This window comes from Pseudomonas sp. YH-1 (assembly GCF_051990045.1).
GTDB lineage: Bacteria > Pseudomonadota > Gammaproteobacteria > Pseudomonadales > Pseudomonadaceae > Pseudomonas > Pseudomonas nicosulfuronedens.
The window spans coordinates 4858167-4873163 of the sequence record NZ_CP178184.1; the positions used below are offsets into that span (position 1 = coordinate 4858167).

The window sequence follows — 14997 nt, forward strand, 5'->3', positions numbered from 1 at the left end:
CCCTCGTTACGGCTTTCTCTTTTGCTTGTTCTGCTTGCCAATGGTGGTAATCAGGTTGCGTCGCGGCCCTGGGCAACCTGCCCCAGCGCCCAGGCCAGCTCACGCAGCGGTTGTTGTTCGGATTCGTGGATCTGTTGCAGTTGCTGGGCCATGCTGGGCGCGCCGAAGACGCCGCGGATGCCCTGGTCGATATCGCCGCCGCGGCGGTCGAAGGCTTTCAACGGCTGGCTCTGATCGGAGCCGTCACGGCTGAAAACGCTCGACAGCGTGCTGCTGCCGAACACCCCACCATCACCGCCGCCGAAGCCGAGGAAGCCGCGGCCACTGCCGTCACCGAAGGCCGAATCGCCGAACACCTGGGCGATGAAGCTCTGCGACGGCGCGCCGTTCTGGATGAAGATATTCCCCAGGGGCGGCAGGCCGCCCACGCCTTCGGGTTGGAACAGCGACGGCGGAATCACCGGCGAGCTGTTCTGCGGTAGCACGGCCACCGGTACGTTGGGCTGAATGGCGACCTGAGACGGAGTCGGCGGCACGCTCGGGTCGGTGATACGGAACTGCGGGTCGCCATCGGACAGCGAGCCGATCACATAACTGTCGCCACGCAGGCCGTTGCTCAGCGCATTCCCGGCCGCGTCGCGGATGTCGCCCGGATTGACCGAAAGCCCCAGGCTGCCCTGCCCGCTCACGCCGCCGACGGTCACGCGGTAGATCCGCGCGTCGAGCTGCACCACCGAGACGATGCTGCCGCTGGCGGAGTTGCTGGTTACCAGCGAGAAATCGCCGGCATCCACGCCGCTGACATCTTCATCGAAGGTCACCAGGAAGTTCAGCGTGTCGGCGCCGGTCGGCGACGGGTCCAGCCGCACCGCGCCGGTAGCCGTGGGTGCGCGCGTGTCCACCAGTACTCCATGGCTGTCACCGACCCCGTTCAGCGACGGGATCAGCGCATTGCCGGTGGCGTCCCGCAGCGAGCCGCCGTTGGCGGAAAGGCCGCTGACCTGGATGCCGTCGGCGTCGTTGTCGCCGGCCTGGACGGTATAGCGGAACACCAGGCTGGTGCTGCCCGAGCCGCCGGCATAATCGGCGTAGACGGTGCGCCCGCCCAGGTCGATGGCCAGTCGCGGCGTGCCGTCAACCACCACGGCCTCGCTGGTCTGCACCACGAATTCCAGAGTGTCGCCGACGCTGTGCAGGCCGCCCGGCGGCACGCTGACGGCGGTGACGGTGGGCGCATCGCGGTCGATGGCGTAGACAGCGCCGGTCAGCCCGCCGGCAATGGGATTGCCCGCGGCATCGACGATGCCGGTCGCGCTGCCGTTGAGATCAAGGCCCAGCGTGCCGGTCCCGGAGATACCGCTGACGGTGACCTGATAGGTGTGTGCGTCGATCTGCTGCAGGTCGCTCAGGCTGCCCGACGCCGTGCCGGTGCTGACCAGGGCGAAGTCGCTCAGGTCCACCCCGCTCACGCCTTCGCTGAAGGTCACGGTGTAACGCACGCTGCCGGCGTTGGAGGGCGACGGGTCGAGGCTGACGATGGCGCTGGGGGTCGGCGCCAGGGTGTCGACGATCACGCCACTGGTGCCGCCGACGTTGTTGAGGCCCAGGTCCAGGGCATTGCCGGCTGCATCGCGCAGGGTCGCGCCATTGGTCGAGAGGCCACCCACGCGGATGCCGTCGGCATCGTTATCCCCTGCCCTCACGGTGTACTGGAAGACCAGCGTGGAGCTTCCGGAGCCGGCGACGAAATTGGCGAACACCGTGGTGCCGCCGATATCCAGGGCGAGTTGCGGCACGCCGTTGACCAGTACCGCTTCGCTGGTATTGACCACGAAGGTCAGGGTGTCCCCGGCGTTGTAGGGGACGCCGGCCGGGACGCTGACACTGCTCACCGTGGGCGCCAGGGCATCGACCCGCACCCCGGAGGTGACGCTCACGTTATTGAGGGTGGCGTTGATGTTGTTGCCGACGGCGTCACGCAGGGTACTGCCATTGGCCTGGATGGACGAACCGAGGAGGATGCCGTCGGCATCCGAATGACCGCTGGCGACCACCAGGCGGAACACCAGGGCGTTGCTGCCACTGCCACTGAGGTACTGGGCAAACACGGTGCCGCCGTTGTCGAGGGTCACAGCGATACGCGGGATGCCGCCGGTGGTATCGACGAAAACGCCTTCACTGAAGTTGACGGTGAAGTCGAGGTTCTGCCCCGCCACGTAGGTGCCGTTGGCCGGCACGCTGACAGAGTTGATCACCGGTGCCACGCCATCGATCACCAGCGCGGCATTGGCGCCCAGGCTGTTCGCGGCTCCCGCCGCCGGCAGCGTGAGGACGGCCTGGAGGCCCAGGCTGGCAGCGCTGATCGAGGAGCCGTTGAGCGACAGCGCGCTGCTGCTGACATAGTCGAGGTCGGCGCTCCGGTCCCCGGCCTGCACCACATAGGAGAAGACCAGCGTGGAGGTGCCGCTGCCGCTTACGTAGACCGCATTACGGTCGATGAGCCCGGTTTCCAGCAGCAGGGTCGGCGTCCCGCCACTGACGACCACCGCCTGATCGAAGGTGACGATAATGCTGACGCTGTCTCCGACCTTGTAGCCGCCATCGGGGGTGGCACTGTTGACGCCGACAATGGTCGGGTTGGGCTGGCGAACGTCGATGCTGATGAAATCGGTATCGGTCCTGGCACCGCCGGAACCGCTGAGCCCCTGGTCATTGGTGGTGATCTGCAGCGAGGCCGCACCGTAATAGCCGGAGGTAGGGCTGAACGTCATGCCCGCCAGCGCGTTGTTGATGTCAGCCTGGTTACCCACGAAGGTCATGGTGGCATCGCCGGTGCCGCTGCCAACCAGGAAGCTCAGGCCCGAGAAACTGCCCAGGCTCAGCAGCCCGTTGGTCACGGTGAGGGTTACCTGCAGGACGCCACCACCGGCGTCCACATCGCTGATGGAAATCGCATTGCTATTGCCGGCACCGAACACCAGCGTGCCGTCCTGAAGCACGCTCTGGTTGCCCGGCACCTGGTTCACCGGCGCATCGTTGACGGCGCTGACGGACAGGGTGACGGTCGTGCTGGCGGTCTGGTTGCCTCCGCTACCGCTCTGCCCGCCATCATCGATCCGCAGCGACAGCACCACGTTGCTAGTCGCGTTGGCGGCAGTGGTGTAGCGCACCATGCCGCTGGCAACGAAGGCATTGATATCGGCAAGCGTCCCGGACAGGCCAAGGGTGCCGCTGCCCGAGCCCGACACGGTGACCCCGGAGGCACTGAGGGCGCTGAGGGAACCGGCGCCGAGCGGCACGCTGAACTCCACGTTGACAGTGCCGGAGCCGGCGTCGATATCGCTGAAGCTGATGCCGGTCAGCGCCTGCGAGACATCCTCGGTCACGGCGATGCTGCCCGGTGCGCTGATGTTCGGTGCATCGTTCACCGCCGTCACGCTGAGCAGCAGCGTGTCGCTGTCGCTGCGGGGGGCGCCGCCGGACTGGCCGTTGTCGTTGATGCTGGCGGTCAGGATGACGTCGGCCGTGGCGTTGGCGGCAGTCAGGAAGGTGACCCGGGCGCTGGCAATGAAGAGGTTGATGTTATCGATCGCGCCGGTCAGCGTCATTGCGCTGGAAGTGCCGCCGATGGTGACGCCGATACCGGAGATCGCGCTCAGGCTGCCGCTGCCGACCGAGAGCGTAACGGTGACGCTGCCGGACCCTGCGTCCACGTCCGAGAAGCTGATCCCGGTAATGGCGGTGGGCGTATCCTCGACCACCGTCAGCCCGCCCGGCACCGTGACCACAGGCGCGTCGTTGGTCGCCGTGACGGTCACCGTGCGAGTGGCCGCACTGCTGTCGGCGGCGCCGTCGTTGACCACGAAGGTGACGGTGCGAGTGCTGGTGACCGGGGTATCCGAGCTGTTGGAATAGGTGACGCTACGCAGTGCCGCCTGCCATTGCGCGGCGGTGGCTCCGGCGGCGGAAGTCAGGAACATGGTGCCGGTGGTGCTGTCGTAGCTGCCGACAATGTCGCCCATGGTGGCCGGATTGCTGGTGAAAGCGAGCGTATCCTCGACACTGCGGAAATTGCCGTCGATCTGCACCCTGGCGCTCTGCAGCAAAGGCGAGTCGGTGTCGATCACCGTGAGTCCGCTGTCGATCACCACCGGAGTCGAAGCGACGCCATCGCCTTCGACGAACGCGGCGCTGCCACCGCTGGTGGTGACCAGCGGCGCATCGTTGACCGCTGTGACGGTGATCGAGGCAGTGTCGCTGCCGATGGAGTATGGCGTGCTGCCACCAGCGCCGGATGCATTGGCCTTGGTGCCTTGCAGGCCGGCTGTGATGCCAGTCTGGTCCCAGGCGCTGTAGGTGATGCTTGCACTGGTGCCATTGATACCGTCCGGCACGAAGCGCACGCGGTCGCTGCTGCGCAGCAGCAGCGCCGAATTGAAGGAAACCGCTCCGACGTTCTGCCAGCTGGCACCGCCATTCACGCTGAATTGCCAGGTGCCGTTGCCGGCGTCCAGGCCGGTGATGGCAATGCCTGTCAGCGCCCCGCTGTCGACGTCGCTGACGCCGCCGAGGAAGCTGGAGACGGCCTGGCCGACGTTGTTGACGTCGGAATCGGTCAGCCCGGTGAGCGTGGGCGCCGTCGGCGTCAGTACGGGCGCATCGTTTTCGCTGCTGACGATGATCGCCGCCTGGCCCGTTCCGCTGGAGAACGCGGTACTGCCGCCGTTGGTGCTGGTATCGCTCAGGTGGCGCACACCATTGGTGGAGGCAGTGCCGGAACTCCCGTCCCAGCCCCGGAACGACAGCGTCGCCGTCTCACCATTCTGCCCGTTGGGCACATAGCGCAACTGGGTAGTCGCCGACAGCGTGAGGGCGCTGGTGGCGCTGACACTGCCAAACTGGGTCCAGGTCGCGCCATCAGTGGAATACTGCCAGTCGCCACTACCGGTGCTGGCGATGATGGCAATGCCGCTGTTCGGGCCATCGGCGTCGGTGTAGGTCATGCCGCCCAGCAGGGTGGACACGGTGACTGCACTCGAGGTGGCGTCTTCGCTGGTGCCGGCCCATGCGTAGGGTCCGCCGGACAATGTCGGAGCGTCGTTCACGGCGGTCACCATTACCTGCGCGGTGGCCATGTTGGAAGTGGCGCCCTCGGCGTCGATCACGGTGAAGTTGACCTGGCGGGTCATGTCGGTGCCGCCGACGGTGGGGTCGTCCGAAGAAGACGAATAGGTCACCGAACGCAGCACGGCCTGCAGCGAGGCCAGCGAGCCGCTGCCGCTGATCTGCAGCACGCCGGTGCCGCTGTTGTAGGTCGACGAGAAGCCGCCAGAAAGGTTCGCCGACAGCATGTCACCCAAGCGAAAATCGCTGATGGTGACCGTGGCACCCTGGAAGGTCGTGCTGTCGGCATCGGCCACCACCAGGCCACCCACCAGTACGGCGGCGCTGCCGCCCTCGGTGTAGCTGGTCGTGTTGTTGGCGGGGCTCAGCGTCGGCGCATCGTTGACCGCGGATATGGCGACGGTCACCTGGCTGTTGGTAACACTGCTGCTGTCACCATCGTTCACGCCGATGGTGATGGTCCGGGCTTGCAGGCTGGGATTGCTACTGCTGTTGCTGTAGGTGAGGTTCGCCAACAACGCGGACACGGCTGCCGGATTGGCTGCCGAATTGAGCGTGATAGTCAGGTCAGTGGTACCGCTGCCGCCGCTGAAGGTGCCAATGACGGTGCCGCCATAAGTCACATTGCTGCCACTGACACCAATCAGCCCTGCCCCCGCCCCCTGGTTGCGGATGGACAGCAAATCCTCGCCCGCCACGCGGTTGGTCGTGATGGAAGCGACCACCGTACCCCCGGCGAAGTCGGCCGAGTCGGCATCGGTCACCTGGGCATTGCCGCCAGCATCGAGCAGCACGGCACCCGCCTTCTCGACGAAGGTGACGGAATCGCCGTTGAGGTTGTTCACCGTAGGCGCCACATTAGGCGGCACAGCCACACCCACCGTAATGTCATCCAGATAGACCGACACATCAGCCGCGCCGTCCTGACGGACGATGCGCACTTCATCGATGAACTGCCATGCTGTACCCGAAACCGTCACCAGCGTACCGCCCGTGCCGTAATCGCCAGCGGTGAAATTCTGCGTGGCACCGGAAACCGCAACACCGTCGCGGTAGCCCACCAGACGATAGGCGCCGGAGTCGGACAGACCGCGCTCGACCATCAGGGAGGTGAGCGCGAACTCCTCGCCCGAAGTGGCCTTGAACACTGCGGCTGCCTGGGTACCAGTGCTACCGCCCTGGTAGGTGCCGTTGAGAAAGACAGCATGGTCGTTGGAGCCATTGGCGAGACTGGAGTCCTCGACCATTTGGGTCACGTCGACGTAGCTGTCCTGGCCGGTATCCTGGGTACCCTGGGCATTGAGCAGGGTGAAGGTCCAGTTGTTGATGATCCGTGACTGCCCCGGCGTGCCGAAGCTGCGCCCGCCGTTATCGGTGACAACTCCATCGAAGTTTTCGCTGGAAGGGGCGGCCAGCAACGCGTCGTAGTCGCTCAACGCCAGAGCCGAAGCCTCTATGCCCCCGACGTGTTGCTCCAGCACCCAGTCACCACCCTGACTTGCGGCGCCGGTCATGTCATCGGAAGCAGCAACATCAGCGCCGGTCGCGCTAGCCAGCGACTGAATGAAGTCGCGGCCAGCCCCTTGGGCGCCGATACTGCAACCGTAGAGCAGGATATCGCCCTGCTCGCCCAGCGCCTGCCCGATTCGGGTCAGCGCATCTCGGTGAGAAGCCAAAGAAGACGCATCGAGCCACTCTCCGCCCAACTCGATCTTGCCAACGTCCCCATGGCTGAGAATGTGGATGCTGCCCACGTCGCTGCGCCCTTGCAGGTAGTCGGCGATCTGCTGCAGACCGTCCTTGCCGCTCTGCAACACCACCACCTCGGTACCTGGCTTCAACCCAGTGATCAACTGCTGGTAGTTCTTCACGTGAGCGTCGACGAACACCACTTCCTGGCGGTGATCCGAGGTGCCGGCGGGCACGGCGGAAAGTGCGTCCTGGCTGCCCTCGTGGGCGCTGTTGTCCTGCGCCGGGTGGGCCTGGGTGTCCTTCGCGGCGGTGTCGGCGGTCGGCTTGGCGTCAGCCGCCTCGGCCACGGTGGCGGCCACGGCGCCGTCGAACAGCATGCGCGGTTCCAGCGCCATCGCCAGGGCCGGCTTTGCCGCTGCCTTGACCGCTACTGCACGCTTCGCCTTGTTCCACCACATGACCCACCTCCACTGCTCTTGGTCGGGAGCGGGGATGCCCCGCTCCGCTGTTTGCTGCTGTTACGGTCGAAAACGAGCGATCAGTTGCGCGACGGGAAGACCCCTTCCAGCGCGATGATGAAATTGACGCCCAGGTAGGGGTTGCGCAGCGAGAAAGGCTGGCTTCCGCCGGCAATGCTGGCAGTCCCGTTCGGTACGCTGCCGCTGCAGGTGATGCTGAACGGCTGCAAGGTGGTATCCGCCGCCGTGGTGGAGTACAGCGTGCCCGGCCGCCCGCTGGCGGCGATCGGGCCGAGTACGGTGGTCGCACCCGGGGCTGCCTGGGTCGTGGTGCTAGCCGAAGCGGCCGGGATCGCGGCCTGGCCGGTGGCGGTCAGCGGCGAGCTGAAGGTCACGGTGTGCGTATGCTGCGGCATCTGGTTGAGAGTCAGCGTGGTGCTCTCGACACCCCCGACCTGGCCCAGAACGACCAGCCCGGTACCGGGGCCTTGCCCTTGGCCGACGGGGCTGCGGCCGCGCAGGTCGGGCAGGCCGAACGTAGTCTGACCATCGCCGCCGTAGGTCGTGCCCAGCAGGGAGAACAGCGCGGTGTTCTGCGCGATCGCCATGAGTTGCCCCTGGCAGAATGCGTAGCCGCGCGGCGCGAAGTTGCCACCGAACATCTTGATCTCACCGATAAAGGGTTCCACGTATTGCCTCTCCTTGATGCCAATCGCTGGATATGGCGGCCAGGTTCGCAGCCGCCGGAATGGGTCGCTACGCTGCCTTGCGAGAATGGAAGACAGCCTGGAGCACCGCACGGCGGTCGGCGGCGGGCTGCACCGGGGTCAACAGCAGCAGCCAGCCCTCCTCGTCCGGTGGCGACAGGCGGTACAGCGCCTGGGGCAGATCCCACTGCTCGGGCAAGGCGAACGCCGCGCTGAAGCTCTCGTACTCGCTGTTCATCGGATTGCCGCTGAGCACCTCGATCAGCTCGACATCCAGGGCCTGGTCCGGGGCGATCCACAACTGGAAGCGGGAGCCTTGTGCCTGCTGCAGGCCTTGCTGGGTGGGCATCGGATACATGAGGGTTTCCTTCACGACAGGGCGGCGGGCGCGATGGCCTGCGGCATGGCGCCGGGCAGTCGGCGCAGCTTGAGATAGACGCCGTTTTCGCCGACCACGGCGAAACCCAGGCGGGCATACAGGCGCTGGGCCGGGTTGTAGTTCTCCACGTGCAGGCCGACGCTCAGGCCCTGGGCATCGGCGCGTTCGAGCAACTGGCCGAGCACTCGGGTGCCAATCCCCAGGCCGCAATGGCTGGGCAGCAGGACAAGGTCGATGATCTGCAGGTGGGCTGCGCCCCAATAGAGGTAGACGCGGCCGACGGACTGGGCGTCCGCCTCGATCACCAGGTATTCGGCGTCGGGAAACTGCGCCCGGTAGTAGTGATGCTGGGCGTCGAACTGCTGGGTGAGGAAGGCATCGATGGCGGCCGGCTCCCAGGCTACCTGGGCCAGCTCAGCGGAACGGGTGCTCGCATAAAGGGCGCGCAGGAACGCCAGATCGGCGTCCACGGCGGGACGGAACCTCAACGCGAGTGAAGTCATGGTGCTGTGAGTCCTTTCATACGGCAGCTGGGGAAGCTACCTACACCCTTTTGTTATTGAATCGCGCACGCAATTTCCGGCAAGACTACCTGATACTGAAGGCAATTCGCCACCGGATTTCAGCGCCAACTGTCGCTCTTTTTGCAGGTTTCTTCTTGAAAACGCATTCCGTACGCATGCCCGTCTCCACCTCACGCCAGGCGCAAGGCTTCCAGGGTTTCGTAGGGCTCCCTCGCCCAACGCTCCACCGCCGCTCGCGCCGTCTCGTCCGCCTCCGCACGCTTGCGCTCGCCGTCGGGACTGAAGGGCATACCCGGCTGCTTGGCATCCGTCCCGGCCACCGCCTGCAGGCGAGGTCGGTCGGCCTCGTCCACCCGCAAGAGGGGCGCCAGCCGCTGCCAGGCCGCGCCAGGCAATTCGCTGTAGTTCACCGGCAGAGCTCCCCACTCCCGACAGAGGCTCAAGCCGCCTTGTAGTATCTCCCCAATCCGTTGCGCCATCCTGTCCATCCCGGCCAGCGACCCGGGCGGTTCAGGCGTTGACGCTCCCAACAGCCCCGGCACCATATGCATGCCGGGCTGGCGCAGGTGCGAGACGAGGATTTCCAGCGGATCGCGGTAGACGAAGAGGCTCGGCGTGGCGGGATACAACTGGTGAAGGCGGGAAGCCTGGTGCACATTCCAGGCATCGAGTTTAACCACCAGGGCCTGCTCGGCCCCTCGGCGGCGCTGGCCATAAGCGTTGAGCAGGCCGCGCAAGCCTTCGCTACGGACCGAATCCGGCAGTTCCTCGCGCAGCAGCGTATCCAGTGCCGGCGCCTCGGACAGGACGATGTTGCGCACATCGCTGGCGAGCAACTGCGCCAGCAGGGTCGAGCCGCAGCGCGAGGCATGGTGGATGAACAGGCCGGGCGCCACACCAGGGCTCGCCTCGCGCCATTGGCTCAAGGCACCCAGCGAGCTGTCCCGACGCATCGCCTGGTTGAACGGCAGGCGCAGGGCGCGCCGCACGCTGTCACTGAAGAACGGCTCGCCCAACGGCGTATCGCCGAACCAGCACCAGTCGACGCGCCAGTCGTCGCCGTCGGCGAACACCCGGATCGGCAGCCAGCCGCGCCAGTCATCGCGCTCTTCCATGACGTCCATCAGTAGCTCCGTTGATCCAGCCACGCCTGCCTTCCCCGGCGCATGGCCGCGCGGACATCATCATCCTGGAAACACAGCCCCAGGCCTGCGCCAAGGGTGACGGCGCGCTCACAGAAGTCGCGGGGATCCTGCAGGTCACGCAGCGCTGCGGCGAGGTCCGCGCGGCTCGCCACCTGGCGACGGAACTCGGCAAAGGCCAGGGTCGAGCTGGCCGGCCGCGACGCTGGGGTGTCCGCCAGCCCTGTGGCGATCTGGCGACGCAACCAGTCATTGCGACGGGCATCGATCACCAGGTGTACCCGCGCCCGTTCGCCGACATTTTCCACGCGATGCGGTCGCGCCAGGTCAAGGAACCAGCATTCGCCCGGCGCCATCGGCACCACCTGCCCTTCAAGCAGGAACTCGACGCCCGGCCCGCTGAGGATGGGCACATGCAGGCGCACGTCGCCCTCGGGATCGCCGAGATCGGGATCGCAGTGCTCACGGATGCGGCTGCCCGCCTCCAGGCGCAACAACCGTGCGCAACGGATAGGCATATCGATGGACTGCAGCAACTCCTGCCAGAGCAGGCCATGCCAGCGCGTCGCGCTGGGCGGCCGCGTGTCACTGCCCTGCCCCGCCGACAACGCATGGGGTGCTTCTTGCGGGGCCAGCAGGCTGACGCCGCTCCAGCCGCCGGTATGGTAGGCGGTATTGAAATGCGTAACCCAGGCACCGGCCGGCAGCGCCGCCACGGCGGCCTCGAGGGCCGGGGTCGCAAAGCGCAGCGGCAGGCGTGCACAGGCCGGCAGACGGGACTCAGAAACCACTTTCGCGTACTCCCAGGGCCGCCAGCCGTCGCCAGATGGTGCTGAGCGGCGACTCGCCGCGCGCCGCCAGCACCACCTCGCCGCGCACCGGCTGTACCAGCTCCATGGGCTGGTCGGCACTCAAGCGCACGGCATATTGGCCCTGCACCGGCAGAGCCCGGCCCTCGCTGTCACGCTGCACGGCAATGGCGCCCTGGCGATCAGAGGCCAGGGCCTCCAGGTCCAGGTGCGAAGTGCCGGTGGCATCCACCGACTCCAGGCGCACCGGGAGTGCCGGGCGCGCCGGATCATCGGCGACGAAGCGCCCCTGGGCACCGGGTTCGACGCGCCATACCGCCTGTTCGGCGACATAGCCGCGCAGCCGCACGCCCGGTTCTACTACCCGGGCCAGTGCCTGGCGCGGGGACAACCAGAGGCCGGGAACCAGTTCCGGCAGCAGGTCGCGCACCACCCCGGTGTGGGGCGCACGGATGTCCAGGCGTTCGCGTTGCGCGGCCAAGCCACGGTACTCGGCCACGGCTTCGGCCAGGCGCTGCTCCAGCACGCCGATGTCGGCGGCGGTCTCGCTGCGACCGGCCTGGCGCCGCAACTGCAATTGCGTGATGTCGATTTCCCGGCGGGTGATACGCAGCCGCGCATCGAGGTCCGGCGACTCCAGTTCCAGCAGCAGGTCTCCGGCGGCGACACTCTGTCCGTCGCTCACCGCCACTCGCTTGAGCCGCGCCGCGACCGGAGCGTGAAGCGCCGAGGCGCGGGTGGCTTCCAGCACGGCGGGGATTTCCACACTGCCGCGCCAGGGCACCAGCAGCACCAGCAGGACCAGCGCAAGACCGGCGCCAATCAGCCCCAGCCGCGCGGGCTGCGCCTGGCCACGGCGCTGCCACCACTCGCGCCATTCCCGCCAGATCGGCAGGCCGATGAACCACACCAGTTCCACCAGCATCAGGAAGATGCCCAGGACCTTGAAGAACAGGTGGTAGACCGTCAGTGCGATCCCCAGGAACAGCGCCGCACGCCACAGCCAGGAGCCATAACCCCACAGCAGCAGACGCCGGCGCATCCCGTCGGGCCAGGGCTCGGGCATCGGGTCGCCGTAGCCGAACAACGCCTCGCGCAGGCGCCAGCGGCACAGGGCGAAGGCGCGCCCCTGGAGGTTCTCGACGCCCAGCAGGTCGCTGAGCAGGAAGTAACCGTCGAAGCGCATGAAGGGGTTGAGGTTGACCAGCAAGGTGGTGACCCAGGTCGCGCTGGCCAGCATGAAGGCCGAGGTGCGCAACGGGCCGTCCGGCAGCAGCGACCAGGCCAGCAGCGCCACGCAGGCCAGCGTCAGTTCCGCCAGTACGCCCCCGGCGCCGATCAGCAGGCGCGAACGTCGGTCATTGACGCGCCAGGCATCGCTGACGTCGGTGTAGAACAGCGGCAGCATCACCATGAAGGCCACGCCCATGCTCTGCACCCGACATCCGGCGCGCTTGGCCATGAAGGCGTGACCGAACTCGTGGCACAGCTTGGCGAACAGCAGCGCGACGCCAAAGGCCAGCGCACCGCCGAAGCTGAACAGGTGCGGAAAGGTCGCCAGGAAGCGGTCCCAGTCCCGCGCCACCAGCAGCAGGCCCAGGCCGAGGGTCAAGGGCAGGCCGACTCGCAGCAGCAGCCGGCCATGGCGGGCCAGCCAGGGCCAGGCGCGATTGAGGAAGGCATCCGGCCGCCACAACGGAATCCGGAAGAACAGGTACTGGTGCAGCAGGGACTTCCACAGCCCATGGCGCTGCAGCGCGGCCTTCTGCCGGTAGCTGCCGCGCTGCTCGCCGTCGGCCGGGCTGATCAGGTCCTGCTGGCGGAGGAACATCAGCAGTTGCTGCAACTCCTCCTCGCCCAGCCGCGCCCCGCCCTCGGCATTGGCCGCCTGCAGCACGCGCTGCGGCTCACCCAGCGCCCAGTGGCGCAGCAGGCGCATCGCCGCCACGCCGAGCTTGAAGTAGCGCCCGCGCAAGGGATCGGCCAGCGTCCATTGCGGCGAACCATCCAGCGCCGGCGCGCCCGGTGACAGCTGCAGATCGGCGCGCAGCGCCGGCAGCACCATTTAGAAACCCACCGTCTGGCGCAGCGCGGCCAGGGGGCGGCGCAGCACATAAAGCAGGATCGGCGCCCGTTCGCCGTAGAGCTTGGCAGTGCCACGCAGGCCGATCCTGGGCGGCGCCGTGTCGAAACGCGCATCCAGGCGGTAGGCCAGCTGCCCGCCGGCGACCGGCTGGGCCTCATAGGCGCTACGTGCCAGGCGAGCGGCGTGGCGATTGAGCGGATCGCTGTCGAGGAACAACTGCACCTCCGCCTCCGGCGCCAGGCGAATGGCATTGGCCACCGCCAGGTCGATGCGCAGCTCGGCCTGGCGGGGATCGGCCAGCTCCATCAGGCGCTCGCCGGTCTGCACGGGTTTGCCGGTCCAGCGTTCGGCATCGGCGAAGACGGCGATGCCATCGCGCGGCGCCCGCACTTCAGCGCGGGCCAGCAGGTCGCGGGCATAGTCGCGCTCGGCGCGTTTCTGCTCCACCCGCGCGGCCAGCAGGTCGACCTTGGCGCCTGATTCGGCGTCGGAGAAAGCGCGCTGGGAATTGGCCTTGAGTTCAGCCTCGGCTACGCCCAGGGAACGTTCGGCCACGTCGGCCTGGGCCTGCAGCGTGGTGGCGTCGAAACGCACCAGCAGCTCGCCGGCCTTGACCGTCTGGTTGGGCTTGACCAGCACCTGCTGGATCACGCCGTCCAGCGGCGCGGAGATCACCTGGCCATCCAGGGGAACCACCTCGGCGGGCGCCAGCACCGACTGGCGCACCGGCAGCAGCAACAGCACCAGCAGCGCAGCACCGATGGCCAGCAGACGCCGCCGTGGCCAGCGCAGGCGCCAGGGCTTGCGCGGCTGCAGGGCCTGCCAGGCGTGGGCATAGGCATCGCCCAGTTGCACCAGCAAGGCCTGTTCGGCGTCGTTCCAGGGCTGTTCGCGCGCCAGCCAGAGGCCGCCGAACGGCGCACCCTGACGGTCCGCCAGCGGCAGCCAGAACACTTCGCCAACGGACAGCGCCTGCCAGTCGGCCTGCTGCTGCGCCCCCAGGGTCTGGAAATCCACCCGCTGGGGCTTGGCCAGGGCTTGCTGCTTCTGCAACTGAGCGCAGGCCTGTTCGACAAACGCCACGAAGGGTGCGTTGGGCTCGACGACACTGATCCCCGTGAGTGCCTGCACCTTGCCGGCGATCAGCAGCGCGGCATGACGATAGCCGAACAGCGCCTGGCCATCGTTGACCAGGTGATAGGCCAACTGCTCGACCGTCTGCGCCGCGCGAGCCTGGCGTTCGAGTGCAAGAAATTGCGCAAAAACCCGCTCGGCCAGACCGACCTGCGGCGCGTTCATGGCGTCTCCGCGAAGCGCGCGGTGCCACTCATGCCTGCCAGCAGGCCCTTGGCGTCGACCGGCAGCGAAGCGATCAGCGGCAGCATCTGGCTGCCCTCGTCGATCCGTGCGCCCAGGCGTTTGACTTCCACCTGTAGCGGCTGGCCGGTTTCATCGGGCACGAAGGTGAAGGACTGCCCCACCTTCAGCCGGGACACCCAGCGCGAAGGCACCAGCAGGCGGATTTCCAGGCTGCGGTTGTCAACGATTTCCAGCAATGGCGCGCCACCAGAAACGCTCTCGAAGGGTTGCGCCTTGCGCTGCACGATCTCGCCATCGTAGGGCGCGGTCAGCGCACAACGGCGCACCTGCACCTGGTAGACCTGCGCCTGGGCCTGGGCCTCGGAAAGCTTGGCCTCGGCCAGTGCGACCTCGAAGCGCCCCACGGAATTGAGCGCGGCCAGCTGGCGGTTGTGCCCCAGTTGCTCGTTGGCCGCCCGAGTGGCGGCTTGTGCGGCGTTCAGTTGAGCCTGGTAGGCGGCACAGTCGAAACGCACCAGCACATCGCCCTTGCGGAAGGATTGCCCTTCGGCGAATGGCATTTCCACAATGCGCCCGGCCAACTCACTGGACAGCATCGCCTGGTCGCGCGCCCGCAGAATGCCGCGGACATCGCCGGCACCACTGGATGCAGGCGGGCTCGACAACAGCAAGTCGTCCTGGCCAGGCTCCACCGCCTGGGCGGCCCCCGACACACACAACGACAAACCCAAACCCAGCCAAATCCCTTTATGCATA

9 protein-coding genes are annotated in these 14997 nt (G+C 67.1%); all 9 read right to left on the reverse strand.

The features are described 5' to 3' along the window. Window positions 1-50: 50 nt before the first annotated feature. Window positions 51-7274 (reverse strand): DUF4347 domain-containing protein, encoded by a 7224-nt coding sequence (locus ACKI1H_RS22175; RefSeq protein WP_440466338.1) that lies wholly within the window; start codon window positions 7272-7274, stop codon window positions 51-53. Between the two features lie 80 nt (window positions 7275-7354). Further along, the gene (locus ACKI1H_RS22180; protein WP_246084832.1) at window positions 7355-7963 is read right to left on the reverse strand and encodes a phage tail protein; all 609 of its coding nucleotides are present in this window, start codon (window positions 7961-7963) and stop codon (window positions 7355-7357) included. Window positions 7964-8030: 67 nt separating this feature from the next. Then, window positions 8031-8339 carry a DUF6916 family protein gene (locus ACKI1H_RS22185; RefSeq protein WP_440466339.1) on the reverse strand — a complete coding sequence of 103 codons (309 nt, stop codon included), beginning with the start codon at window positions 8337-8339 and terminating at the stop codon, window positions 8031-8033. 11 nt (window positions 8340-8350) lie between these two features. Further along, window positions 8351-8863, reverse strand: coding sequence for an N-acetyltransferase family protein (locus ACKI1H_RS22190; protein ID WP_440466340.1), 513 nt, complete (start codon window positions 8861-8863; stop codon window positions 8351-8353). A 191-nt stretch (window positions 8864-9054) separates the two neighbouring features. Beyond that, window positions 9055-10008 carry a sulfotransferase family protein gene (locus tag ACKI1H_RS22195; protein WP_440466341.1) on the reverse strand — a complete coding sequence of 318 codons (954 nt, stop codon included), beginning with the start codon at window positions 10006-10008 and terminating at the stop codon, window positions 9055-9057. Then, window positions 10008-10817 carry an aspartyl/asparaginyl beta-hydroxylase domain-containing protein gene (locus ACKI1H_RS22200; RefSeq protein ID WP_440466342.1) on the reverse strand — a complete coding sequence of 270 codons (810 nt, stop codon included), beginning with the start codon at window positions 10815-10817 and terminating at the stop codon, window positions 10008-10010. Before ACKI1H_RS22200 ends, ACKI1H_RS22195 begins: the two co-directional genes overlap by 1 nt. Then, a complete protein-coding gene (locus ACKI1H_RS22205; RefSeq protein ID WP_440466343.1) occupies window positions 10807-12900 on the reverse strand; it encodes an HlyD family efflux transporter periplasmic adaptor subunit in 2094 nt (697 codons plus the stop codon). The genes ACKI1H_RS22200 and ACKI1H_RS22205 overlap by 11 nt, the downstream gene beginning before the upstream one ends. After that, complete coding sequence (locus tag ACKI1H_RS22210) at window positions 12901-14220, reverse strand: efflux RND transporter periplasmic adaptor subunit (RefSeq protein ID WP_440466344.1); 1320 nt, start codon at window positions 14218-14220, stop codon at window positions 12901-12903. Further along, window positions 14217-14996 carry an efflux RND transporter periplasmic adaptor subunit gene (locus ACKI1H_RS22215; RefSeq protein ID WP_138521000.1) on the reverse strand — a complete coding sequence of 260 codons (780 nt, stop codon included), beginning with the start codon at window positions 14994-14996 and terminating at the stop codon, window positions 14217-14219. The genes ACKI1H_RS22210 and ACKI1H_RS22215 overlap by 4 nt, the downstream gene beginning before the upstream one ends. Window position 14997: the final 1 nt, after the last annotated feature.

Coding starts and splice junctions, on each gene's coding strand:
- ACKI1H_RS22195 (WP_440466341.1), bottom strand. CDS start 10,008: ATGGACGTCATGGAAGAGCGCGATGACTGGCGCGGCTGGCTGCCGATC.
- ACKI1H_RS22190 (WP_440466340.1), bottom strand. CDS start 8,863: ATGACTTCACTCGCGTTGAGGTTCCGTCCCGCCGTGGACGCCGATCTG.
- ACKI1H_RS22185 (WP_440466339.1), bottom strand. CDS start 8,339: ATGTATCCGATGCCCACCCAGCAAGGCCTGCAGCAGGCACAAGGCTCC.
- ACKI1H_RS22205 (WP_440466343.1), bottom strand. CDS start 12,900: ATGGTGCTGCCGGCGCTGCGCGCCGATCTGCAGCTGTCACCGGGCGCG.
- ACKI1H_RS22210 (WP_440466344.1), bottom strand. CDS start 14,220: ATGAACGCGCCGCAGGTCGGTCTGGCCGAGCGGGTTTTTGCGCAATTT.
- ACKI1H_RS22175 (WP_440466338.1), bottom strand. CDS start 7,274: ATGTGGTGGAACAAGGCGAAGCGTGCAGTAGCGGTCAAGGCAGCGGCA.
- ACKI1H_RS22215 (WP_138521000.1), bottom strand. CDS start 14,996: ATGCATAAAGGGATTTGGCTGGGTTTGGGTTTGTCGTTGTGTGTGTCG.